The sequence below is a fragment of the Bradyrhizobium viridifuturi genome, from assembly GCF_001238275.1.
In the GTDB taxonomy this organism is placed as follows: domain Bacteria; phylum Pseudomonadota; class Alphaproteobacteria; order Rhizobiales; family Xanthobacteraceae; genus Bradyrhizobium; species Bradyrhizobium viridifuturi.
On record NZ_LGTB01000054.1, the window covers coordinates 30,465 to 55,955 of the forward strand.

Below are 25,491 nucleotides of genomic sequence, written 5' to 3' on the forward strand. Positions count from 1 at the left end.
GATGATGCGGTGATTTTCGATACCCCCATCGAAGGCACTCGCCGCAGAAGCCTTTCAATGGCCGCCGATCTGTCAGAGCGAGGCTCCGCCCCCTCGGATCGTTCGATTGCGAGGGACCATGTCTTCTGAGCGCGGTCGGAATGCGTTTTTTGCCGAGCAGCGCTCCGGCGATGATTCGATGGACGCCATCCCTCAGCAATGCGCGGCGGGCGCTCGGACATCCGCGACCCGTTGCGGAGGGCGAGCTGCCGCTATGTGAGCGTCTACCGTCTGACCGTTATTCGGCGAAGTGGACCTCGACGTGCGCTTCCAAAATCGATGGATATCCGAAAGCTCACGTTCCGCAGCACCTTTGATGCGATGAACTTGGAGCGAAATACTCACGGTCCAGAGCTTGAGGAGCGCTCCGGCGGTGCCTGAGATGATCGAGCAATATCTTCCGCGGGTCCGTGGCACGGTCATGCTCAAGCAAGAGCGAGGCTCGACGTGCGGCCACGCTCGGCTGGTATCTCTTGCTCAAAATTGAAATGATCCGCTCGGATCGAGGCTGTGCCCTGGCATGGCTTGCCAATCGATCGAATCCTGACGGAAGCAGATGGCTCAGTCGGACTGACAGAAATTGCAGCCAGTCCGCCGTGTGAAAGCCGGAGCGAGGGGCCGCCGAAGTCGGAAACTCATGGCCGGCAGCCGCGAGCGGGGTAAAATAGTACCTTATGTTATTCTGCTTCCCGGTTTGCCAGCTAGGAAAATTGTAATCTTCCTGCTACATATTGACCAAATATGAAGCGCAAAGACGTCAAATATGCCTACGCCACACAATCCTCCCGCTGCGGTACGACGCGCGCTACGCAAGCTTGGGGCGGACATCCATGATGCCCGTCGACGCCGACGGCTGCCGATGGCGGTCGTGGCCGAGCGCGCCTTCACGTCCCGATCGACCCTGCAAAGGGTCGAAGCCGGTGACGCCAGCGTCAGCATCGGCATCTACGCCGGCGTGCTGCAGGCGCTCGGCCTGCTCGAGGGGCTGGGTCAGGTCGCCGACATCAGCAACGACAGCGTCGGCCAGGCCCTTGCCAGCGCGCAGCTTCCCAAGCACGTCCACCTCAAGCGGCGAACCGGACCATCCCACGATGGCTGACTTCGAGGTGCACATCGATCTGGACGGTCGCATGCGCCCGATAGGGTTGGCGAGGAGCAATCGCGTCAGAGGCGCGGAGACCATCCTCTTCGAGTACGACGCTGCATGGCTTGAGAATCCGGATCGCTTCTCGCTCGAGCCCGCACTTGCACTGACACGCGGCGCATTCGCTCCTCCCGCCCGATTAGCCATCTTTGGCTCCATTGGCGACTCGGCGCCGGACACCTGGGGCCGCCGCCTCATGCAGCGCGCCGAGCGCCGCCTCGCCGAACACGAGGGCCGTGCCGTTCGCACCCTTGCGGAAAGCGACTATCTGCTGGGCGTCGCCGACGAGAGCCGGCTAGGCGCGCTCCGTTTCCGCTGGATCGACGACGACGTTTTCCAGGCACCGGCCCGGGCCGGCGTTCCTGCCCTGATCGAACTCGGCCGGTTGCTCCAAATCACCGAGCGGATTCTCCGGGATGAAGAAACAGATGAGGATCTCCAACTCATCTTTGCCCCCGGCTCTTCCCTCGGCGGCGGGCGCCCGAAGGCCTCAGTCATTGACCAACATGGTCGCCTCTCCATCGCAAAATTCCCGAAGGAGACTGACGACTATAGCATGGAGACCTGGGAAGAGATCGCACTGCGGCTGGCTGGCCAGGCAGGTATCGCCACTCCGCAACACGAACTGATCGACGTCGCCGGCAAGCCGGTCATGCTGTCGCGGCGCTTCGATCGCGACGGTGCGATCCGCATCCCGTTCCTGTCGGCGATGGCGATGATGGGCGCCAAGGACGGTGAGCGCGGCAGCTATCCGGAGATCGTCGATGCCCTTGCTCAACACGGCGCACAAGGGAAAACGGATGCCCATGCCCTTTATCGGCGTGTCGTCTTCAACGTGCTGATCTCCAATGTCGACGATCACCTCCGCAACCACGGTTTCCTGTGGTTGGGAAAGGCAGGATGGTCTCTCTCGCCGGCATACGACCTCAATCCCGTTCCAACTGATCTCAAGGCCCGGGTGTTATCGACGAACATCGATCTCGACGAGGGCACCTGCTCGCTCGATCTGCTGGAGGCCGCATCGGAGTTTTTCGCGCTCACGCTGCCGCAGGCCCGCGCGATTATCAAAGACGTCGCCGTCGTGACGGCAACCTGGCGCGAAACCGCTAAGACGGTCGGCGCCCGCACGGCCGAAATCAACCGCATGGCTAGCGCCTTCGAGCACGAGGATCTAAAACGGGCGCTGGCGCAATGACGAGAACGTTCCTTCACAGCTTCGAGCCAGCGACAGCGAGCCCCATCACCGGCGGCAGACAAAGCTCGAGGCAGCCGACACCAAGCGCTCGTCGCGACCTGCAAGGGCGATGCGGCGACCGCCTCGTTAGAGGCGAGCCATGTCAGGGACCCGGAAGCCGGCCACGCCATCCCTCGCCTCGGCGCCCTTCGCAGCCTGTCTCATGTCAACGTGCTGGCGCCGGGTGAGCGCCTCTCGACAAATGCAGTCGCCGCTGCTCGTATACTCCACCTCGGGATGCGGATGTTCACCACTATCGGCATAACGCAGCGACCGCGTCATTCAAGCGGCGGGCGTCGACCATTGCTTGTCTTGATGGAGCAGAGCGAAAATGTGATCCTCCGCGACCGGTCGACCGATGAGGTATCCTTGCACTTCATCACAATTGGTTTGACGCAAATAGTCGAGTTGCTCGGTCGTTTCGACGCCTTCGGCGACCACGCCGATCCGCAGGTCCCGCGTCAGTGCGATGATCGATTTTACGATCGCCGCATTATCCGGTCGCCTCAGCATGTCCCGTATGAAAGACTGATCGATCTTGATGCGAGTGTAAGGCAGTTTCAGCAAATAAGTCAGCGACGAATATCCCGTTCCGAAATCGTCAAGTGCCACCGTCACTCCCAATTGCAGGAGTGACGTCAGGATCGATGACGCCGGCGCGTACTTCGAGATCAGCATCGACTCGGTTATTTCGATTTCGAGACGATGAGGAGCAACTCTGGCTTGGGAGAGGGCCTGCACGATTGTCTGCAGGATGCCGGTGTTATGAAATTGAGCCGCCGAAAAATTCACGGCGACCCTGAGGTCCGACGGCCAGTTCGATAGCGTCGCGCATGCGCGTCGGAGCACCCACTCACCGATTCCGTGGATCAGTCCGGTTTCTTCGGCGATTGGGATGAACTCGGTCGGGGAAATTATTCCACGGACAGGATGCCGCCAGCGAAGCAACGCCTCAAAGCCGGTGATTCGGTTCGCGTGAATATCAAAGAACGGTTGGTAGAGGAGGAACAGTTCGTCTCTGTCGATCGCGAACTCCAGATCCCGCTGCAGCGCCCTGCGCTCGTGCGCTGATTTGTCGTCGTTGATCTCAAAGAAGCAGATCGTTCCCGGCCCCGCCTGCTTGGCACGATAGAGCGCAATGTCGGCATTCCTCAGGAGCACATGAGGTACGTCGCCGTCGCGCGGGGCCACTGCGATTCCGATGCTAGTCGCGCCCGCGATCTCGCATCTTTCGATCGCGAATGGTTCGGCGAAGGCGCCGACAAACCGCTCGGCGATTTCCAAGGCGTCCTCCACCTTGGTCAGATTGGTCATAACAAGCGCAAATTCATCACCGCCGATGCGCGCAACGGTATCGGTCTGCCGTACGCATCGCTGTAGTCTCACCGCCGCCTGCACGAGAAATTCATCGCCAGCGAGGTGGCCGAATTTGTCGTTCACGTCCTTGAAGCGATCGAGGCCGAGAAGAAGAACCGCAAATTCCTCGCCCGTGCGGGCGAGCCTATTGAGGGCACCTTCTAAGCTCTCATTGAAGGCAAAACGGTTCGGAAGTTGGGTCAGGGTATCCCGTCGGCCCCTCCTTTCGGCCTCCAGTTGAGCAATAGCGCGTCTGGTAAATTCGAAGGAATGGGCGAAAACGCCGCGCAGGAGCACGAAGCCATAGGCCACGACCAGGATAGCGACGAGCAGATAGGCGAAATCGTCGTTCTTGCCGAGGCAAATTGCCGTACCCACAAAGATCGGAGCCGTGAACGCAACTGCCGCCGCCGGAATCGTGGCGAAGGCGAATGCGCCACCTGCAAGCATTCCAGAGCAGAGACATGTAATGACGAGCTGCCCGCCATTGGATGCGTTCGCGAAGAAAGCCACCGGCACAATTGCCCAGGCGGTCCCGAGAACCAGCGCATTCCGTACCAGCCGGTGCATGGCCTGGCGCGACACGAACTGAGGCTTCGTCATCAGTCGTGATGAACGCGCTTTCAGGCCTATCGATAGCGCGCCGCAGACGACAGTCGCCGCCCAGATCAGGGCAACGTTTCTGTCGGGCGAATGCCAAAGGGCAATTGCGAGCACGGTCGCATTGCAGGCGTTGGCCAGCATGATGCCCAGCGAATAGCCAAGCACGAGGGAGATCTGCTCGGCACGAATGTATCCTGCAACCGCTTCATCAGTGACCGGCCCGCCAAATGCCGCCAAATCTCCGGCTAGGAGCTTCGAAAGCCAGGAGTTCAGATATGCTCTCATTCCGGGACCCTGCAGGACTGGTTGTAACGTTGGCGCCAGCTCTGGAAGGTCGCGGCAAATCTTTGACAAAAGATAAACTCTTGATTGTACCAACGCCTCGCGACACCTCCCGACGCACCGGATTCATTGCTGAAGCTTGGACCGGTTAAAATTGAAGACGAACTCCGTTCGTTTCGTACAGAACCATCGTTTTATCGGATCGCAAATCAGAGCTTACTCGCATGCGGAAAGCATCAGCACCGCCGAATAGAACGGCTGGGTGCGAGATCGATCGGGCCTGACGAAGGGATGGCGGCCGCGCGCATTCCGCGGTTGGGGCGCGTGCTCCGACGACTTTCTCTTTGCGTGCCTCGCGGATCGCTGTCCTGCTGCACGGCACGCCAGCCACTAAAAGGGGCGATCTTTCGGCAAAGGTGCCAACGATTTTCAGCGTGTCAAAATCGCACTGCAGCTCTCTTACCCTGGAGCGCAACCAGCAGGCGAACCGCAATCTGCGCTGATTGCCGCGCCGGTGTTTGGCGGGCCTCACGACTGGCATGCCAATCCTCCGCGGCTGGCGGCTTCCAGGAGTCTGCAGGCGACATGAGTTCGAGCGCCATTCTCGTGACGCGATACATCTTCGCACACTTCGTCCAGAACCGCTCGCAACAGGGCAGCCAATTCGGAATCGACCAGACGAAATACCTCAATCCCTCGACAATGATCATGTTTCGGCGTGTATCGAGCGCAATCCCGTCTCGCGGCGATGGGTTTTGTTGAGCTGGATCAAGCGAACATGGTTCTTGACCCTGCCCAGCATCCCGAAAAGTGGACTAAGAATGGTGACGGTGAATGGCAGCGCGCGGATAAACCTGCACTGTATCTCTCTAAAGCTCGGGACACCAAGGACAGCGATGCCGAGAGTGTAACAAGCATCTCGACCGATTCGTGCGACAATAACGTTGATGTAGACAAACTCACTGAAGCGCTCGACGAGCTCCTCGCTTAACAATAGGCGGTTTGTCCAATGCTCCCGGCAGCAGCCATTCTGCTTCCAGAGGTGGCGGCCATAGACCCATTGCTGAAGGTAATTGGCTTCTTTGCGAACTTTGACGAGCGCCGACCAAAATTGTGGGCGCGGCTGTAGAGAACCCAACGTGTATCAGACTTCGTAGGGACTCCTCCTTCGGAAACGACTTTTTTGCCGAACGCATAGTCCGGCAAGTTACGAACGTTTCAGCTCGCAGTCTGAGTTGCCGCCGCCGGGCCAGCCAGTCGTTCTTGATTACGAAACGTTCTCGGTCGGACGCTTAGCCGGCTAACCTCCAGCACCGGTTGTAGGCCGATGACTTCGCATCGGTCGGTCGAGGCACAGCCGTCCTTCGGGCAGATCCATCGATCGAAGAGGTCGTTTCGTGCGCTCGATCCAGACAGAGCTGACATCAAGGACAACGCGGCGACGCCGAGTCCCGCTGAGAAGCCGGCCCAACGAAGATGCTTGCGCTGCTCTGAGTGACGCAACAAAGACGAGGACGGCGAGAGCTCCAGCTGCGTGATCCAGTCAACCTCACTCGACGTGACGTTATCAGCCCATCGCCGAACCCTTGTCCCGCGGGTCCGGGCGCGGTCACTCGCAGAGCTCCGCATCGACAAATCCGGCCAGAGCGTGGCCACTCAAACAATGGCAGCCTCCGGGCGATCACCTGGCCGAAAACACGCAATTGCCTGCGGCCTGTGCCACGTGCGCATTCTGTCGGACAAGCGCGCTTCATGTCTGAAACCCGCCTCCGACTGTCTTCGAAAGCCACATTGCGTAAAAACGACGCGGGAGCGCCCCTTGAATAATGCTGGCCCAAATCCTGCACCGGCTATCTGCGCCAGGAAGCTTAACGATGGCAACAAGATGGGATTCGCGTTTGGGCCTTGATCCGTCAATCGACAATGCGGTTGCCGCGCCCGAGGTCGTTTGTCTGCACCACGCTGGGAGAACGCAAGACGTTCCTGCTTGCCACGACCTCGCGCGGCATCGGTCATGCGACCGGACAATTGCGCTCAGAAGAGGGCCGGCGCATGTTCACTTTCACGCGGCACGCCTTCGGTGGTGGGCGATCTCGGTGGGATTCGGAGACAGACAACCATGTCCGTGTAGATCCAAGCATTCGTCGGATGGTGCGGTGGGCCACCGTCAAGGTCGCGAAAGGGCTTGCCGGCGCACCGCTACACTTAGTGAGCCGCGACGCCGGCATTTCGTCATCGACACCGGGCCGTACCCGGCAGATGCCGTTTAATGGCTTCATTCGAAAGCTGGATGAGGCTGCTCCATGTCAATCTGCCTGGCCTAACCCTCCTCCCGCGAGACCCCTTTCCCGCGATCAATGCGGCCTCGGTAATGATCGTCGACATGGCTCGATCAGTAACCTGGCCGCGGAACCCCCAGCACCGCCATTGCCTTCCGCGTCAAGGCTGACGGTTGCCTGCTCGCCCTGAAGCAAGGCGTCAATACATGATTGATGAACTGGATCTGCGAACCTTCACGCGACATCCGCAACGCGACGCTGTGCTCGGCGAAGTGCACGCGCGCCCTTTCACGCGCCTGGTTTCGCCCTTCAGCGTGATCCACTTCGCTTTTCTTGCACAGGGCGAAGCGGCCACGAGCGATCGCTGCCGCTTTATCGATTTTTGCCTCGAGCGCAATCTTACGCCGCCTGAGCAATCGGCGAAACTTCATCAGATTGTCATTGGTCCAGCTACGCTACGCTGGGAGCAGCATTCGGAATTCACAACATTCACCTGGATCTGGACTAACGCAAATCGTTCTGCCGCAGACCAATTTGACAAAGTTGATGGTACCGTCCGATCGCTGATCCGCGCGTTGCGTCAGACTGGACAGTTGCTGGTCGCGATCAGGCTAGAAGTGGAGCAGGACGCCTCGCCGACCAGGCGGGCCGAACAGATTTTTGACAAGAACAGCCTGGCCATGGTTGCCACAAAGAGCGGTGCAGGTGTAGCGGCCTCAGACTTCCGCGTAGACGAAAAAGGCTTCACGAAAATCCTCGTCTGCGACCTCGGGTTGACGTCGCACGATCTCGGAGCGTTGGTGCAACGGCTCCTGGAAATCGAGACCTACCGTCCGTTGGCGCTTCTTGGCTTGTCGACGGCCCTTGAGCTTGCACCATCCGTCGATCGCATCGACCGGCGTCTTGTTGAGGCACTCGAGAAAATGCAAAGCGGTGAAGGGCTGCAGTTCAACAACCATCTGCTTGCCGAGCTGACGGCGCTGGCCGCATCTTTCGAAAGAGGCGCGACCGGCAGCCTGTTTCGCTTCGGCGCCAGCAGGGCCTATAACGAGCTGGTCCAATCGCGACTGTCCATCATTGAGGGCAACGATGTCTCGGGCTATCCAACCTGGTCGTCGTTTCTGGCGCGCCGCATGGCGCCGGCGATGCGAACCTGCGCGACCGTGGAGGATCGTCAGGCGACTCTCTCGGTCAAGCTCGCGCGTACCGCCGATCTGTTGCGAACTCGGGTCGACGTCGAAATCGAACGACAGAATCGTGACCTGTTGCAGGCCATCAACGAGCGCGCGAGACAGCAACTTCGGCTGCAGTGCACGGTCGAGGGATTGTCGGTCGCGGCGATAGGATATTATGTGGTCAGCCTGTTTAGCTATCTTGCCAAGGGCGCGCATCATGTCGGACTGCGAGTAGAGCCCTCGTTCCTGACCGCAACCTTCGTGCCGATCGCGGTCGGCGTCATCTGGCTGGTGAGTTACAATGTCCGAAAGCGACACTTCAAGCACGACGACGCGCCCTCGGTTACTTACGACTAGATCTCCTCGAGGGAATCGGTGCGTCCGTCCGGGGACGCTCGCATGGTCGTGGTGCGACGCTGCCGCAAGATCGCGGCCATCTCCCGCGCAGGGTAATGCCCCGCCCGGACCAGCCGGGCGAGGCATCGTGGATCGAGTCAGTCGCCGTTGCGACGGCTGGGGCGGGACCAGATCAGGCTGAAGCCCTCGCCTTCCTCGTCGGCGAAGAGATTGGCGAAGATCGGAGCGGTGAAGCTCGGATCGTCGAGCTTGAGGCTCAGATAGTCGCGACCCTCGTTGGAGCGCTTGGACCAGCCGGCCCCGATCTCGGCCCGGCCGACGTAGATGCGGTGGCTCGGAGCGTTGTCGTTGGAGCGGTTGGTCTCGGCGACGATACGGACGCCCTTGGCTTGCAGGCTCAGGGTGACAATCTCGCCCTGGAAATCGTTGCCCACCTTCTTGAAAGTACCGATGTTAGCCATGTCACTTCTCCTGTTGTGTTTCGAGCCCGCGACCACCGCGGCCTCGATGGCGATCTAAAGGCCGAGGACGATCGGCGACGCACCCCTTGCGGGCCGGAGCGCAGCGGAGGACGCCGTTGTGGCGACTTTCTTGGCTCGCGAGGAATGGGCGAAGCCCAGGGGAAGAAAGTCGCATCAACGGCGTTGCGGCTCAGACGATCGAGGCGGAGCCGGTCTTCGGCCAGATCAAGCCATCTAAGAGGCCACGTGCGTCCGCGGGCTGGATCGCAAGCTCGGGAGAAGACTTGGCAAATCTCGGTTGGGCTGCACAAGAGGTTGGAACGAATCGGCGAACAAAGAGAAACAACCTGCCGCAAAGGGCGATGTCGTGATGAGAGAACAATCGAGAACGACTCACCGTGCCAAGCGAAGGGATGGGTCCGGCCGAGATCCGCGCAGCCTGGTCGAAGCGCTGCGAAGGGGCTCGCGATAGCTCTCACTCCAGCCACTTGCCACCGTTCAATATACCGATCCTGCGCAACCTGTTCGATGAAGAAGGTGACGATGGATCATCATTCGCGCGTTGCGGCCATGAGAAAGGTTGAGACTGTTGCCCCACCAGTTCAGCCGGCTCCAACAGGCGGGTCTTCGCAAGCAAGAACAGTCACCTGCGTCCATGTCGCGCCGCCAACGCAAAACGCGTCAGCAGCCCGATCCCCGCAAGCGTGAGCACCAGGTGCGACGGAAAAGGCCAGGCCGCCACTGACCGCACTAAGGCGGCGCGGCATAACGAGCCAATGCGTGGTGTGGTCAGAACAAGACCAGGCGCGAGCATGGTGGCGGCTTCATTCGGATGGATTAGGAAGGCGTCTTCCACCACCGTCGCAAGCCGCGACTTTGGAACCAAAGCTGGACGCGCCGGAGTGACAGGCGTCCAGCTCCGCTCGATAGTTTGGAAAAGACGGCGCTCACGCGCCACCGAATTTCCAGACGGGGATGCCGAAACGCCTCGCCTTGTCGGCGAGGTTGTCCTGGATTCCCGTACCCGGAAAATGCATGACGCCGATCGGCAAGAGCTCGAGCATGGCATCATTGCGCTTGAAGGGGGCTGCCTTGGCGTGCTTCGTCCAGTCGGGCTTGAATGCGATCTGGGTCACCTTGCGGCTCGTCGCCCATTTGGAAGCGATCAGTTCGGCCCCCTTGGGTGAGCCGCCATGGAGCAGGACCATGTCGGGATGTTTGGCGTGAACCTTGTCGAGGCGATCCCAGATGAGGCGGTGGTCGTTGAAGTCGAGCCCGCCGGTGAGTGCGATCTTCGGTCCTGCCGGCAACATGACCTCGGTTTGGGAGCGGCGCTTGGCGGCGATGAAGTCGCGGGAGTCGATCATCGCTGCCGTGAGCGTGCGGTGGCTCACCAGCGAGCCCGACCGAGGACGCCAGGACGAGCCGGTGTGAACCTCAAACTGCTCCATCGCCTGGTCGCGGAAGAGTTCCAGGCAATTTCGGCGCTCGATCAGGGTGATGCCCTCCGCCGTCAGGCGCTCGAGCTCGACCGATCGCACCTCTGACCCATTCTGCTCCCGCTGGCTTTTGTGCTGCGCTTGTTCATTGTCGTCGAGCTGTCGTTCGATACGATCGACGGCCCGGTGGAACAGGTTGACTGTTGACCAGAGGAGTTCGCTGAGATCGGGTTCAAGCCGCGTATTGCTCATCGTGGCGACCAGCACGTCGAACATATCGACGATGGTACCGGCGATCATCCGGCCCTCGGGAAGAGGTCTTGGATCTGGCTGGTCGTCGAAGGGGCGATAGCCGAAGAGCTGCAATTCGGTGAGGACGTGTTCGCTCGGAGACGGGGCATGCGTCGGTTCGATGTCGTCGTGGTCGGTCATCGCAAGAGATCCTTTTGGCGGAGCGGCCGCGCCCATCGCGGCCTTCGTGGCGATCACTCAGACGGCGGGCGGAACGGGCCAGAACCCGGAGCGGCTTGTCCGCCCAGGCCCGCAGGGCGTGGGTGGAAGCGAAGGGCCGAAGCGGCAGCGGAGGATGGCGAAGACCGGCTATTTTGCTTCGCGATGCAAAGCGCGCTCGCCAAATCGCGATCGTGTCTTCTCATTGCCTGCGCGCGGCGGAAAATGGCCGGACGCAGCCATTGCCGGCCCGGGCCGCTTGCCGTCCGATCGCCCGCTAGAAGGGCCGAAGGTCGCGTCCTCTCCGCCAATTGGGTTCGGCTATGACCGATCTTTCGCCATCGGTCGAATTACCGCGACTACCCGGCCTCGATCGTGGACGAGCGCAGGAAGCGGGCGGCATCGTCAGGAACAAGTTGAAGCCGCAACGCTGCCCGGAGAACCTCAAGGCCGAAGACATGCAGATCTTCATTGAAGTCGCCGAGCCAAGGCGATAGCGAGATCGCTTCACGCCGGCGTCCTCCGCGCGCCGGGTAAGGATGGCTTGTACGGCGTCTCCGGCGGCATCGGCGTCACGGGCGATATAGAGCCGACGCAAGCCAGCCGGCAGCAACATGGCTGAGAGATGATTGGCCGAAAGCGCAGCAGCCATCGGCAAGGTCGGCAGGACGCAGCGCAGCGACAGCATGGTCTCGATGCCCTCGCCGGCAGCGAGCACATCATCCACCAGGCCGAAACGAACAGCGTTACCGAGCAAGTCGCCCATGGCGCGCCGTGGGGTGTCGATGGGAGCCTTGCCGAGCCGGATGCGATCAAAGCCGTCCGGATCGAGCCAGGTGCGATGCACGCCGCATATCCGCCCATCAAGATTCGTGACGCTGGCTATCATCGCTGGCCATGTTTCCATCGGCAAATGCTCGTCGGGTCGATAGTAGCAACGTGGATGGAAGCGCAAGCTGCCGCTATGGTGGATACTGACTATTCCGCGACGCCGCAAATAAGCTTCGACCACCGTACCGTCGATGGAGCTGGACATTGCAAACAGGCGACGGGCGGCTTGCGGCGAACCGGCTCGCGCCGCTGGAGCGTCGGCTTTCGGGGCGGCTTGCTGCTCGCAACGAGGTAGCGTTAGAAAGCGTCGCGCCTCCTCGGCAACCTTGCGAAAATCGCGTAAAGCCATACTTTCGCGGATGATATCGAGCAGGTCCCCATGTTCTCCGGTGGCGGCATCGGTCCACTTTCCGGCGGGCCCCTTTGTCGATACCTGGAGCCGTACGAACAACGAGCGTCCTGGCGTATTGCGAACGTCGCCAACCACCCAGTACCGCCCCACCCGCTTGCCATTGGACAGATAGTGTCGGCATACGCCCTCGGCCTCGCGTGCGAGGCGGCGTACCAATTCTGAGACATCAAAGACCATCACGCGTCCTCCCGCTCAACGAAAGGGATCAAGTTGAGTTTGCTTAAGAGGATGTCGCGCGACGGCGACAGCTTGATCTTCCAAACGGCGCTTGCCATGTCAGCTTCTCCGAACCGGGCGGCCGGGAGCCTCTCTCGGCCTCCAACCCGTTCGCGGACAAGCCTGTCCAGCTCTCGCTCTCGCTTTCGGCGGCAAATGGCGTTCGTTGGCGTGTGCCGCGCTATCGGAAAAAACCAGGTCGCGCCGTCACATGGCGGATCGGATGAAGCTCAAATGGCCGCCGGCGGTGGCAGAGGCGATTATGTTGACTGCCCCTGAGCCAAGACGTTGGGGCGAACACGAAGCTGAACGCACGGAAATGGGTTCGTGGCAGCGATTGTATGAATCAGCCGATCGTGTCGACGCGAGAAGCCAGAGATTCCGATGTCGTCGTCGCAATCCCTGCGCGGGTCTCGATCCCGCAAGAATTCGAAACTGCCCGGACCTGGCAGTCCGCGATGGACATGACGGCGAGAGAGCAGCGCCCATCACCCCTGAACGTAAGGGTAGGCGTACCAGGCCGGAGACCAGGATCTCCGGCTTGGCTGACATTACGCCGCGCGGTCGAGCAACTTCTTGGCCTTGGTCTCCATGTCCAGGCGGACATCTTGATGCGGCTTGTCACGCGCGACGGCGGTGATGCCCTGCACGAAGTCGAAGATGCTTTCAGGCGGGCGGCCCTCCTCCGCCAGCACCGCATCTATCACCTTGCCTGTCTCGGCCTTGGAGAAGCCGCGGCGGCGCAAGAACTCGGTGCGATCCTCGTCACTGCGTGCCACGATCCGCGCGCGAGCGGCCTTGATGCCGTTGACGAACGGCATGGGTGAAGAGTCGGCGAAGCTCGACAATGCCGGGGCTGCCTCGTGAGCAAATCGCGAGGCTGCGTATTTGGAATGGCGGATTGTGATCTCCTCGAAATCTTCCACGCCCCACAGATTGCGATTCTGGCAAACCGCACGAAGATAGAAGCTCGCCATGCCGAGGGTCTTCGCGCCGACCTCCGAGTTCCAACAATAGAAGCCTCGGAAATAGAGGTCGGGCGAGCCGTCGCGAAGACGACCGGCTTCGATCGGATTTAGATCATCGACCAGAAAGATGAAAACGTCCCTGTCTGATGCATACAGGGTCGTCGTGGCCTTGGAAATGTCGACACGGGGATTGTAGATGCCGCTCGACCAGTCGAGTACACCGGGCACCTTCCATCGTGTATCGCCTGTGCCATTGCCGGCGATGCGCTGTACGGCCTCGACCAACTCGTGGTCGTAGATCCGGCCATAGTCGGGGCCGGTGACGGCGCGAAGCTCGACACGGCTCCCCTCGGTCTCGAGCGTTTTGATCTGCTCCAGACGATTGGCGTTCAAGCCATATTGCAGGTTGATGGCTGCGAGTGACGCAGGGAGCTGCCGCAGGTAAGCGGCCGGAGCGCCAACCTGGCTTGCAAGCTGACCGAAGCTCCAATGCGTCGGTGCAACCGGAGTGTCGGAGCCGGGCAACATCAAGGCCAGCCGCTCAGGGTCGGCACGGCTTGCGTTGACATGGATCAGCGCGCTTTCGACCACGCGCGTCCGGCTGCGGTTCGCCCGATCGTGCACCGTGCGGGCCAGCTCATCGAGCGACAGGTAACGCTGATCTGCTGGGCGGGAAAACCACTCCGAGGACACCCGACCGACGCGCTCGCCGCGCCTCACATCCACTTTGTATCCGCCGCTCGCAATTCGGCCGGCATCAACAATTTGCGTATTCATGGCAGCAATCTCCATGACGGGCGCCGGAAGACTCTCCTCCGACCCTCAACCCGTCATGGCCAAGGCCACCCCACTCTGCCTCTCCCTTTTTACGGCCACCCCGAGGCCCAAGACATTCCGGCGCGCCGCAGCTACCGTCAGGGATGGAAGCCCGAAGGGTGAAAACCCGGCGCAAGCGGGGTTTCAGCGTGAGCCGACAGCCCGCTCCCGCAGGGAGACGGCAATGAACCCGAGACCTACGGTCCATGGATGCTCACGGCGTGACGATGCCAGATTGCGGCGGCGGAACATACCGATTACGGAAAAGACGAATGTCCCGTGCGCCTCCCGGCCCCCGCACGACTGTACAGGCCACACTATTGATCTCGATGGTCGTCTGTCGCTGGTTCGGCAGTAAGCCGTGCTGACGTAACTGAAGAATCAGGGAAGCAGGGGACGGTTGATCGCGATGGACCCAGTTCGGCCCGACGACAGGGCCGAAGTCCAGATGCCCGGAGCCATTCATCGGCCCTGTTATTGCGCGATCCAGTCGCTGGTGATGGCGTGAAGGCTCGGCGGAAGACGAAGGTCCGGCGGCTTCTTGATTCTGAAAGCCGAGTCCGCGCAACGGATCCACGACAGACGGCTCGGCTTGATGGCCGCGCTGCATTGCGAATACGTGGGCGACTTCGCGTACCGTTGAGTCGTCGCTGCGTACTCTGTCTCGGGGCGGCACCGGTCGAGTCAACTCGAGGATGGCGCGCTGGCGACGCAGGTCCTCCTCTGAAGCAGTGAAACCCACACTGTCGCTGGTATCATCTCGGCTCTCGATGGAGTTATCGAAACTGTTGACGGTGTCGTGCCGACGCCGCAGGTCCTGGGCCCCTTGAGGACGCACAGGCTCGACGGGAAATGACGATGCGGCTTGCTGACCCGAGTGGTCGGTTCACGGGCGATATCATGCCGCACAAAGCGAGGATCGTCGGGCAACGCAAGCAGCAACCGCTCCGCCGAAGCTCCCTGCCTATTGGCGGCCCACCGCTCAAGGCACCACTGCCTATATTCGTTAGTATCCGCCTCGGAGGCAATACCGCCCGAGCTATCCAAAATGCCGTTGCGGTCGACAATCCCGGTAAGGCGGTCAGTAGGGCGGCCCTGCGACGGATTTCGCACAAGACGAGGACCGTCGCGCAACGCAGACTCACGATAGGGAGGATTCAAGCGAAACTCGGGCGACGTTCCCCTATCCCGGCCAGCACCGCGCGAAACTCCTGCGACATACTGCCCAGGGAATTGTCGCCCGCGTTGGATGATCCGACTCTTCTCAGCGCGACTGGTTGCTGGCGAAACTCCGTTGGATCGGCTGATGGAGAGGCTTCCGTTCTCGGGTGCTGGATTTCTTCATCCTCGATGATTGTTGGCATAGCGTGCGTAGACAAAGCTCGTTCGATAGAAGCCATACCTAGTCTCCCGGAGAACCGCCAAAGCCGGCTTTCGATAGCGGTAGACTGCCGAGCTTAGCTTACAGGATGCTGACAAGCTCCACGACAAAGGCGGTGCCTGCCTTGAGACGACTCCAGACGTGCGAACTTAAAGCCGCCCGTCGCGCGCGTCCATCTCCCCGGCCGGGGACTTCGGCGACTTCAGCAGCGCAGATCCTGTATCGCCACAGGTAAGACAACAACTTCGCGAATTTACCCCAAATCTCCTAAACGATGACCACACAAGAGAGATTAGATGAAGCCGCGCTGCACGTTCGCTTAACGCGACGCAAGCGGCGCAGGCGGGCGGCGTGGCGTCGAGCCAAAATCGCTCCGTCAAGCAAATCGATCCAGGAGACGTGAATGAAATTGGTGAAGACCTCCGTATTCGCATGCGGCCTTGCGGCTTTCCTTGTTTACCCAGTCATTGCGCAAAGCCTTGCCGCAGATGCCAAGGCTCGCAAAGGCGAAGCATCAAGCGTACAGAGCGGGATAAGCGATGATGACGACCCGTCGCCTAAGCTCAGGGCCGCTGGCGCAAAAGCGGGCAGGAAGTCGACCAAGGGCGCAAAGAATGCAGACGACGGCAACGCGTCCGACAATGAAGCAGTTGACGACCCTGCGTCCAACAGCACGCCGATAGGCAGCAAGCGGCACTGACGCGAAGACCTGTTGGGTCAACCTCCGGTCGCCCTGCGGCCGGAGGTTCAGTTGAAGCGCAACAAGATGGATAGCAGGATTGGGATGGTTGCCAGCTTCCAAGAACACGGCGAAGGAAGGAAGGGTCCAGGCGTGAACTTCCGCGGCTGTCCCGGACGGACGCCCAGGCCCTGACCAACCGCGGCGCAACGGCGGCAATCCTCAATAGCGAACAGCTAGATGATCTCGAAGTACCGCCGACGTTCAAAGTCAGTCACCCGATGTTGAACGGCCTCCCACTCCCAGCGCCGGGAGCAGGAAAAGGCCTCGACAAACCTTTCTCCGAACACATCATTGGCCGCCGGCGACTGTGCAAACCGATATGTTGCCTCCGACAGGCTTTGAGGCAGCCTTCCGAAGCGCGGACACATTTCCATGCTTGCGTCACCGACGATCGAAGCCGGCAAGTCCGCATCGGTCTCGACGCCCAGCACACCCGAACCGATAGCACATGAGAGAGCGAGATATGGGTTCATGTCTGCACCAGCCAGCCTGTACTCGAGGCGATGTGAAAACGGCTCTCCCGGAATGGCCCGCACCGCGCAGGAGCGGTTGTCAATTCCCCAGCTTGGGCAGACCGGCGCCCAGTAGCCGGGGACCAATCTCTTGTAGCTATTGAAGTTCGGCGCGGCGAGGACACAGAACTCATTCATGTAATTCAGTTGTCCGCCGACAAAATGCCTCATGATCTTTGAGACGTTGCCAAACGCGTTACTATCGTAAAACGCATTCTGGCCGTCCGAGAACACCGAGATGTGAATATGGCCCGACTGGCCGGGCCAATCCTCACAAACCTTGGCCATGAATGTTGCCATCATGCCTTTCGTCTGCGCCCAGGCTTTTATCATTGCCTTGAAGATGATCGCTCGATCCGCAGCTTCCAGGGCATCACAATGATGAAGTGATGCTTCAATCACGCCCGGCCCTGTCTCGAAGTGCAAGCCGCTGAGAGGTATTCTGGCCTTCTCACAAAGCGCCAAGATCTCGCCGAACAGCTCCTGGTGCGCGACAGAGCGCGCAATCGAGTAACCGAAAGGCCCTCGCGTGAACGGAGCCCATTGGCCGAACGGTTTGTCCTCAATCGTGTCGGCGTTCTCATTGAACAGCATGAACTCGAACTCGAACCCGGCCGTGCAGCCGTATCCGTGATCAGCTGCCCTTTTCAGGACTTTGCGCAGGATACCTCGCGGGCAGATGTCCTCATGTGCGCCCATAAACTCGGCAAGGTAGAGATCCTGATCGCCGAGATAAGACACCAAACGGCCGGTGCCAGACAGAACACGCAGATCGGCATCTCCGAATGCTGAGAGTGGCTTTTGCGTGAATCCTTCGGGAATGAGGCGGTCCGCACAATCCCACGCCAGCACCGCTTCAGAGAACTTGACGATCTTGTCTCCATTCGAGAGATCTTCACCCAGGACGTGCTTACCTCGAAGGATACCGTCAAAGTCGCTCACGCCAATCATCGCCGCACGAGCTGAGTTCGTGCGCGCCACACGGATGGCGGTCATTCGCCGCCTTCCTGCGCCATCAGATCGAACACCTGGTTCATCCGCAGCGCACGCAATTGGCGATAGTCATCCTCAAGCTGTGCCAGGTCGTTATTGACGAGGTACACGATGCCTGGTGTGGACACCAGGTCGATCGTCGGGACCAGCTTTTGGCCTATGGGAACGAATGCGATGGCATCCGCAAAGCTCGAGAGGTGACGGATTGCATCCAATCCGGAGTAACCGGCAACGACACCGCTCATATCGGAGATCAACGAGACGCACAGTGCATGAGCCTGTCGCTTGTAGGCCCCACGCAACCTCATACACTCACCAAATTCCTTGGGATTTGCGTACCGCCAGGCCGTCAGCGTCATATGATTGTCACCCAACGCCATGGTCCTGGCCTTTGCCGACATGGTTCCTTGCAGTCTCGCTCCGAAATCAACCAAAACTGGTCCGCGATCATCGACGATGATCTCCGCATGCGCTGGTCCGTTGACGATCTGAAGTGCCTGCAACGCACGCACAAGATAATCGGACAACTCCAGAACGATTGGCTCCCTGGATCCGAGCAACCACTCGCGTGAGCAGACCGACGATGCGCCCTCGACGGGAACGGTCTCATAAGTCCAGGCCTCGGTGATGAACGCTTCTCCATCGATCGAGACGGCATTTACGGTATATTGCTGACCGTTTATTTTCTCCTGTGCAAGCGCCAGTTCATTGAACGCTCCGACCCGGTTCGTCTTTCCGACGATGGCAGCCAGAGCGCGCTCGACATCCGCATCAGCCGAGCAGAAGAACACGTCCTCCGTGCCTGTGCTATTTAGTGGCTTGATCACGATCTCATCGAAGTTCTCTTGACGTTTCCAGCTAGCGATTTCAACGGCATTGTCAGACACGACCTGCCTGATCGATCGCACGCCTGCTGCGGCCAACGCTTCGGACATCCGCGATTTATCACGCCGGGCGGCTGACAGAGCCGTCCCATTCGAAGGCAACCCCAGCCGTTCCGAGATGGAATCGGCGAGCTCAACTCCGGTCTCAGACCCCGCTATAACGAACTCCAGCTCCCTGCCACGGAGGGCCTGAAGATGAAATTCGACGATCTCGTCGTGGGCCATGCATTCGTGGGGACGAATGACTTCATCGTACAGGTCCGCGTCGAAATGCGACTGGAAGATGGCTGGGATCTGTGCAGCCGACATCACGTGCACCGTTCCAATTCCGTACCGCCTGAACTCTTCAGGTAGAAATCGGCCAGTCGAATATGCGTCGACGATTACACATTTGCGTTCGTTCATGCGGTCCTCCGATATTGCGAGTAGACGTTGCCGACAGCGACAATCGTGATGAGAACATTTCCAATGAACGTGTGGAGCGAAGGCACGATACGAGAATCGAAGTACTGGAACAGGAACGTGATGACAGGGGCGGTGGACAGCACCATGTTGACGGTGAAGGGCTCGACGCGGCGGATGCCCTCCTGGATCAAAAGCAACGGAACAATGATCGTGGAAAGCCCAATCGCTGCGATCGCAGGCCAATGCTGCGAGATCTCAAGCACGATGGAGGAATAGTCGACCAGTCCCAGCAATAGGAAAATCGTTCCATAGAACCGATGCGCCAACACTTGTCGGCCGGAAAACCCGCAATCGAATAGTAGTTTGACCAGTATATTTGTGAGCGCCAGCGATAGGCCCGCCACGATTGCGAGGACGATGCCGAAGGACGATTGCGGTCCCCACTGCACACCCGCATTGCCGCTGACCGAGATCCAGATCATATAGCCGCCAATCATCGCAATCGTAACGCTCACGACGATGTCGGTTGCTGGCGGGATACCCTTCCGCCTGATCAGCGCATTCAACCACACCGTTGCGGCGGGTCCTATCGCCACCATGAACGCGACGACGATCGCAGGCTCGGCGTATTTCAGGCCGACAAATAATCCGATCCAGCTGACCGCGGTCACGAGATTGAGCGACACAAAAGCGACGAGCGCTGGCTTCGTCACTCGTGCCTTGCCCGTCCCGTGACCAGCGAGCAGATTGAACGACAGACATACCGCAGCAAAGGACACCAACAGAGCGACGAACAGGTCTGCCTGCTGAAAATACGATGCCGCATACACCTCTCCTGCCGCGCTCAGGACGACGTAAAGCGCCACGAAGAGAACTCCCAGAGCGAAGCGGCTTGTCGATCGTCCGCCGTTCGTTCGAGGTTGCTGCGGCGCAGCACGCAGCCCGAACCATGCCGGCGCGTCGGTTTCGACGAACTCCTTTTTCGATCTAGGCGGACCGCGTTTGGTTTGAAATGTCACTGTCCACCTCTCGTGCTTATTTGTTCGGCGTACGCAACACACGCCTCTCCGAACGCCGTGAATAGTCGCTTGCTCAGCAGATCGGTCGAGGCGTGCCATTCGGGGTGCCATTGCACGGCGATCTGCAGCGTCGGCGCGCCCACGACCGAAACCGCTTCGACCAGGCCGTCAGGCGCCCACGCCTCCCGTCTTAGGGCGCTGGCGAGCACCTCTATGCCTTGATTGTGAAGGGAGTTGACCTGTGCTTCGACGGTGCGCGCGATCGGAAAGAGCGCACCGTCGGGACATACCCTGATACTGTGCGCGACATCGTACTGGCGATCTCTCGGGCGGTCTGTCTTCTCGGCATGCATCTGGCCACTTCCTAGACTCCACGCGCTAAGGGATGAGCGAAGCGTGCCGCCGAAATAGACGTTGAGCTCCTGCAGACCGCGGCAGATGCCCAGGATCGGCATTCCCTGCGCAATGGCGTTTCTGATCGCTACCCCGGAGAGCCTGTCCCGGGGACGATCACGGATTCCAATCTCGATGTCTTGCTGATCAGGCCCTGGACAGGACGCAGGCGCCCTCAGAATGGCAGGATCGACGTTGGATTCGTCTCCTGTCAACACGAGCCCGTCGAGAGTCCGCATGATCGCCCGTGCGGTCTCAACGGACGCATCTTCAGCGTCGATCGTCGGCAATATGACGCAGGCCACGCCCGCATGATGAAGCAGAGCCTTGACGTACTTGCGCCGCAACCAATCGCGATGCACTCCATCGACCAACAGACGGTTCGAGGTGATGCCGACCACGGCGCGGGCTTTGTCTGGCCGTTGCAACGTCACGCGGGTTGTCCGCTCGTGCTGGCACCGCGCACAGACTGCTCATACAGTCGTCGGTTTCGCTCCTTCAACTGAGTGATGACGCTCGGCTGACCTTGCGGCCCCTTGACGAAGAGCCCTCCCCAGCTTGCGGCAACCTTTGCGTAAGCCGGATCCTGCATCCTGATTTTCTGGGCTTTGTGCAACAGCCAGAACGGGATGCCAGGCGAGAGGTGATGCTCGAGGTGATATTCATCCAGGTTTTGCCCAAGGATAGCCCGCTCCAGGAAATTTCCTTTGCGATTCCTTGTCAGATAGACGTTCTGCGTCTCGGTCTCGCACATCGGTGAATGCTCGGCGAGTTCAACAAACCAGCCAAGCACCTGGAACGTGGTGAGATAGGGCACGATCCAGAACAGGATCACGATGTGGAGCAGCCCAAGGGCATATGATCCGCCCAGGATGCAGATCCAGAAGAGATAGAAGCCATATTTGTCGATAAGTATGCCTGAGCGGCTCTCGTCCTCGGCATCCCTGATCGAAAACCGGTTGGTCCAGAGATACTTCAGGTACGCCACCGTCGCACCGCCAAATATCGGCTTCCAGATCAGGTTGAACGCGTATCGCTCAGGCGGCTGCACGTCGTAAACACCGTTGGCCAGGAAGAACTTCAGGTCAGGATCCTTGTCCGGGTCGCCGAGATATGGATGATGCAAATAGACGTGTGAGATCCGGTAGGCCCAGTGGCGCTGGAACAACGGATAGGCAGCGAACAGAATCCCAAGGACGTAGTTCCAGGTGGTGTTCTTCGCGAGCGTGCGGTGAGCCGCATCATGGGCGATCGTCGTCAATCCACGCTGGTAGGCGCCGATCAGAAGGACCGCGAGCGGATACAACCACCATGAGACCGACACGGTCGCGAGCGTGCACGCCGCGATCACGACGTAGTCTTTCGCGATATAGGCAGCACCCGTTATGTTATCGGGCCTCAGCTCGGAGAGCTGCCTATTGATTTCGCGACTGAATGGAACGGCCTCATAGCGTGACGACCTCAGTTTCCAAGCTTCTGGCTGATTCATGAGAATCCCTTCCTGATCACTTTCTAGGTTGTCAGATTGCGGTAAGCGCCTTGTGCAGATCGCGGACAATGTCGTCGACGTCCTCGATGCCGACGCAAAGCCGGATCGAACCGCCAAATATGCCCGCGGCCTCGCGCTTTTCTCGTGGAACGGTTGTGTGTGTCGTGGAGACGGGATGCGTCACCAGTGTGCGCGCATCCCCAACATTCGAAACGTGATACATCAAGTCGACGTTCTGGATGAACTTGCGTCCGGCCAGCTCGTCCTCCACCTCAAACATGACCATTGCGCCGTGCCCAAATGCCGGGTTGAGCGTCTGGTCGACGGTTTCCCGATCGGCGCCTTCGAAGAGCCCCGGATAGAAAACACGGCGCACCTTTGGATGCTTCTTGAGAGCGTCTGCGACGACCCTGGCGTTGGCGCAGTGCTGCTTCATGCGAAGCGGCAGCGTCTCAAGCCCCTGGATCAGTTGGAAGCTCGCAAACGGAGCGATCGCAGCCCCGGTATCGCGCAGCCAAGTCATGCGAGCCTTCAGCAGAAACTCGCTTTTTCCAAGATCGTCGACATCCTGCAGCGCGCTGCGCCAGATAATCCCGCCATGCGCCTCGTCAGGACCGTTGAACAACGGAAAGCGGGAGGCTCCGCGGTAGCTGAACTTTCCATTGTCGACAATCAGCCCGCCCAACGTGGTGCCATGACCGCATATGTATTTTGTCGCGGAGTACGTCGTGATCGCAGCACCGAGATCTGACGGCCGGCATACCAGAGGCGTCGTGGTATTATCCACCACCAGGGGAACGCCGTATTTCCGACCGATCTCCGCCAGCTGCTGGACCGGAAGCGGAATCAGACAGGGGTTCGAAATCACCTCTCCGAACAGGCATATCGTGCGATCATCGATGGCACGTTCGAACGTCTCGGGCCTTCGAGGATCCGCCGTCCTGACGCTGATGCCAAGACGCTTCAGCGTGTTATGGAGCAGGTTCCAGGTATTGCCATACAGATATGGCGAGGCGACGACATTATCCCCGACCTGCCCGCTTGCCAGGTTGACGATGGCAAGGAAGGTTGCCGCTTGCCCTGATGCGACGGCGAGCGAATCCCTTCCCGTATCGACCGCCGCATACCTTCTTTCCAGCGCGCGGGTCGTCGGATTGATGATCCTTGTATAGGTGAACCCATCAGCCTTTACGTTGTAGACGTCGGCAATGTGGTTCAGATCGCCATCGAGTTCATAAGCCGTGTTCTGATATATCGGCACGGCCACAGCCTTCGTCACCGGGTCGCGACGGTAACCCGCGTGCAGAACGGCAGTCTCGGGGGACCATGGCACCTGCGCGCTTGCTGCCACGCGAGGCGGCATCTTGACGAGGGCCTGGGACGTCTCCTGGGCGGATATTGGTCGCGCTGCCGCACCCTGACCAGGGCGGAAGTATGTCCGGAAGGCGCAACCCAACTGCTGAATCCAACCGGATTGAATTTCCCCGATGCAGCCGATCCGGAAACTCCGCGTCGCAATGTGCAGCTTGGAGTAGATGTAGAGGTTGTGGCTCGCCAGGTGGCGATACAGCCCATCGAATGCTGCCTGATCCGCCATCCCCGACGGCGCAACGAACGCAACGCAGACCGGCGACTGCACGTTGGCGGCCAGCAGCGGGGAGACCACTCCTTCGAGTTCGTTGAGCAGATCGTCCCTGACCTTCTCATACCTGCGTCGACGGGCAGGAATGCTCTCTTCCTCCAGGATCTCCAGTGCCCTGGTCGTTGCCTGAACGATGTGGGTGGGAGGTGTCGAACGCCATTCACCTGTGCGCTCCAGCGAGAGCCATTGGTCTCTCACGTCGAGCACAAATGACCTCGGCTCTTGAACCGCTTTCTCCAACAGTTCGCGAGAGGCGATGACAAACGCTACGCCCGGAGGCCCCTCTATGCACTTGTTGCTCGACGTGACCAGGACGTCAGGGCCCCCCTTGCTCAGGTCAATATCGATGCCGCCAAAAGAACTCATCCCGTCGACGATCGTCTTCACGCCAAGCCGCCTCGCCTCCTCCACGATCGCATCCAGCGGATTGACGATGCCGGTCGTGGTCTCGCAATGAACGAAACACAGGTGCGTAACGCCAGGATTTCGGTTCAGATGCTCGCCGATCTCCTGAGGATCCAAAGGGTCGGTCGCCCGCTTGGCAAGCGTCTGCGCCTCGACACCCCATAGCCGCAGCATCTTGTATATGCGCTCGCCATAGATGCCGTTTATGCAAACGAGCGGTTTGTGGGCTGAAGACACGAATGTTGACAGAGCGGCTTCCATCGCAAAAGAGCCGCCTCCCTGAATCGGGACCACCGAATAGTCGTCGGCATTTGCCAGCAAATCGAGGATCAGCCGCCGCATGCGGGCGGTCACTTCCTTGAACTCGCAATCGCGCGATGCAAGGTCAAGCTGCATTTGGCTCCTGACATCCAGCGATAACGACAATGGACCAGGCGTCAGCAAAGAACGCTGTCTTGTCACACTATTCCCCCTCAGTTGTATTCAACGATGCATCTGGAACAAAACCGCCCCAGCAATCGAGACGGCGAGCGCCGTTCAAGAGCTTTGCGCCCTGCGCGATAGAGCCCCGGTGCGCTCCGGATCGGCAGTCGAAGAAGCTGCCCAGGGACAACCTGCACATCCAGTCGCGGATGCGATGTGATGTCTCGCGAGGCTCTTGAGCGATGTCATTCAGATCTCCCAACTGTTCGCATTATGACCGCCCCTCGAACCCCATTTGGCGCGACGCGCCACTCCGATCCCGCCATACGCATCCCGCAGATTTGAGCGCGAGTGTCGGCTTGTCGCCGCGCGTCGACAGTTCAACCGGACGGCTTACGCGGCGCCACTCCGGCAATATTGAAGTCGGATTAGCCGTGCGCGTCCGACCGTGGCGGCCGGCCCGGATCAGCACGGCGCATTTGATGATCGCCGCTTCCTGCGTGAGCCTAAGACTTGAGACATTCTCACACTGTCGTTCGTTGGAGATTTTTGTACGCTGACGACCCTCGCCGTCTATTTTTGAGATGGTACAACTTGACGTTAGGTGCGTTTCAACCCTCTCCGGCATTTTCTCGTGTGAATTTTTCCTGACGTACGCGTCCACCTTCGGGAGACAAGACGACCTGTGCGGAGGTTCTCGGACGAGCTCCGTAGTCGCCTGGAGTTCAATGACGCTGTCGGAAATCACCTGAGCTCGATGGCCACGGACAGGTGAGCTAGCCTGCTCCGCCCGCTGTTGCGTGCGCGGCGCTTTGCCACATCGGCAAACAGATACGCCGTCTGTTTGCGTTCGATGGAGCGTCCGGAAAGCGGACTTTGGAGCGAGACGATGAGCGCATAGCCGGATGGCGAAGAGTAAGCAGCTTGCGCGGGCTCGAAGGCAGGTTTCTGACAGAACGATGATGGTCTAGAACGCGCGTTGCTTAGGAAATCGCTAGATGATTAAACCTCCTGAGAGCCGCACGTTTTGATCGCAAGTCATGCGCGGTCTGTCAGCAACCGGCCGCTCGATTTCCGTCCTGTCTGCGTAGTGTTCTGCCCCGTAAGTCCGTAGCATAATTATTGCAGAGGTTTCGGGTAT

At 59.8% G+C, this 25,491-nt stretch carries 16 protein-coding genes and 1 pseudogene; 5 read left to right on the plus strand and 12 right to left on the minus strand.

The genetic code is table 11. The features are described from left to right. The first annotated feature begins 802 nt into the window (after window positions 1-802). Complete coding sequence (locus ALC15_RS35995) at window positions 803-1,138, plus strand: helix-turn-helix domain-containing protein (protein ID WP_050401231.1); 336 nt, start codon at window positions 803-805, stop codon at window positions 1,136-1,138. After that, on the plus strand, window positions 1,131-2,378 hold the full coding sequence (locus ALC15_RS36000; RefSeq protein WP_050631380.1) for a type II toxin-antitoxin system HipA family toxin: 1,248 nt from the start codon (window positions 1,131-1,133) through the stop codon (window positions 2,376-2,378). Before ALC15_RS35995 ends, ALC15_RS36000 begins: the two co-directional genes overlap by 8 nt. Before the next feature lie 321 nt (window positions 2,379-2,699). Here the strand turns inward: ALC15_RS36000 and ALC15_RS36010 are convergent, their stop codons facing one another. Next, a complete protein-coding gene (locus ALC15_RS36010) occupies window positions 2,700-4,661 on the minus strand; it encodes a putative bifunctional diguanylate cyclase/phosphodiesterase (protein WP_050631382.1) in 1,962 nt (653 codons plus the stop codon). Window positions 4,662-5,376: 715 nt separating this feature from the next. Between ALC15_RS36010 and ALC15_RS45605 the strand changes: the two genes are divergently transcribed. Together ALC15_RS45605 and ALC15_RS36025 are read left to right on the plus strand one after the other, a co-directional pair. Beyond that, the gene (locus ALC15_RS45605; protein ID WP_488240850.1) at window positions 5,377-5,649 is read left to right on the plus strand and encodes a hypothetical protein; all 273 of its coding nucleotides are present in this window, start codon (window positions 5,377-5,379) and stop codon (window positions 5,647-5,649) included. A gap of 1,494 nt (window positions 5,650-7,143) precedes the next feature. Beyond that, entirely contained in the window at window positions 7,144-8,469 is a 1,326-nt protein-coding gene (locus ALC15_RS36025; RefSeq protein ID WP_050401226.1) for a DUF3422 family protein, read from the plus strand. A gap of 137 nt (window positions 8,470-8,606) precedes the next feature. Here ALC15_RS36025 and ALC15_RS36030 read toward each other — a convergent pair whose 3' ends face one another. The 5 genes and pseudogenes from ALC15_RS36030 to ALC15_RS43720 all read right to left on the minus strand — a co-directional run bounded on the left by ALC15_RS36030 (window position 8,607) and on the right by ALC15_RS43720 (window position 15,462). Further along, entirely contained in the window at window positions 8,607-8,930 is a 324-nt protein-coding gene (locus ALC15_RS36030) for a DUF736 domain-containing protein (protein ID WP_050401225.1), read from the minus strand. A gap of 947 nt (window positions 8,931-9,877) precedes the next feature. Beyond that, on the minus strand, window positions 9,878-10,801 hold the full coding sequence (locus ALC15_RS36035; RefSeq protein ID WP_050631384.1) for a DUF2493 domain-containing protein: 924 nt from the start codon (window positions 10,799-10,801) through the stop codon (window positions 9,878-9,880). A gap of 377 nt (window positions 10,802-11,178) precedes the next feature. Then, a pseudogene (locus ALC15_RS36040) lies at window positions 11,179-12,239 on the minus strand (DUF7146 domain-containing protein). Window positions 12,240-12,829: 590 nt separating this feature from the next. Continuing rightward, the gene (locus tag ALC15_RS36045) at window positions 12,830-14,023 is read right to left on the minus strand and encodes a hypothetical protein (protein ID WP_050401260.1); all 1,194 of its coding nucleotides are present in this window, start codon (window positions 14,021-14,023) and stop codon (window positions 12,830-12,832) included. A 1,196-nt stretch (window positions 14,024-15,219) separates the two neighbouring features. Then, the gene (locus ALC15_RS43720) at window positions 15,220-15,462 is read right to left on the minus strand and encodes a hypothetical protein (RefSeq protein ID WP_128089675.1); all 243 of its coding nucleotides are present in this window, start codon (window positions 15,460-15,462) and stop codon (window positions 15,220-15,222) included. A 384-nt stretch (window positions 15,463-15,846) separates the two neighbouring features. Between ALC15_RS43720 and ALC15_RS36050 the strand changes: the two genes are divergently transcribed. Further along, on the plus strand, window positions 15,847-16,143 hold the full coding sequence (locus ALC15_RS36050; protein ID WP_050401222.1) for a hypothetical protein: 297 nt from the start codon (window positions 15,847-15,849) through the stop codon (window positions 16,141-16,143). A 215-nt stretch (window positions 16,144-16,358) separates the two neighbouring features. Here ALC15_RS36050 and ALC15_RS36055 read toward each other — a convergent pair whose 3' ends face one another. From ALC15_RS36055 to ALC15_RS47735, 6 genes are read right to left on the minus strand one after another with little or no spacing between them, the layout of a single operon-like run. Continuing rightward, window positions 16,359-17,693, minus strand: coding sequence for a glutamine synthetase family protein (locus ALC15_RS36055; RefSeq protein ID WP_050631385.1), 1,335 nt, complete (start codon window positions 17,691-17,693; stop codon window positions 16,359-16,361). Continuing rightward, window positions 17,690-18,979 (minus strand): ATP-grasp domain-containing protein, encoded by a 1,290-nt coding sequence (locus tag ALC15_RS36060; RefSeq protein WP_050631386.1) that lies wholly within the window; start codon window positions 18,977-18,979, stop codon window positions 17,690-17,692. Before ALC15_RS36060 ends, ALC15_RS36055 begins: the two co-directional genes overlap by 4 nt. Then, a complete protein-coding gene (locus ALC15_RS36065; RefSeq protein ID WP_244486411.1) occupies window positions 18,976-19,998 on the minus strand; it encodes a DMT family transporter in 1,023 nt (340 codons plus the stop codon). The genes ALC15_RS36060 and ALC15_RS36065 overlap by 4 nt, the downstream gene beginning before the upstream one ends. Beyond that, the gene (locus ALC15_RS36070; RefSeq protein ID WP_244486412.1) at window positions 19,995-20,792 is read right to left on the minus strand and encodes a gamma-glutamyl-gamma-aminobutyrate hydrolase family protein; all 798 of its coding nucleotides are present in this window, start codon (window positions 20,790-20,792) and stop codon (window positions 19,995-19,997) included. Before ALC15_RS36070 ends, ALC15_RS36065 begins: the two co-directional genes overlap by 4 nt. Before the next feature lie 29 nt (window positions 20,793-20,821). Beyond that, on the minus strand, window positions 20,822-21,880 hold the full coding sequence (gene rtxC, locus ALC15_RS36075) for a dhydrorhizobitoxine desaturase (protein ID WP_050631388.1): 1,059 nt from the start codon (window positions 21,878-21,880) through the stop codon (window positions 20,822-20,824). A gap of 31 nt (window positions 21,881-21,911) precedes the next feature. Further along, window positions 21,912-24,323 (minus strand): 2-aminoethylphosphonate--pyruvate transaminase, encoded by a 2,412-nt coding sequence (locus ALC15_RS47735; RefSeq protein WP_200914730.1) that lies wholly within the window; start codon window positions 24,321-24,323, stop codon window positions 21,912-21,914. Between the last annotated feature and the right edge of the window lie 1,168 nt (window positions 24,324-25,491).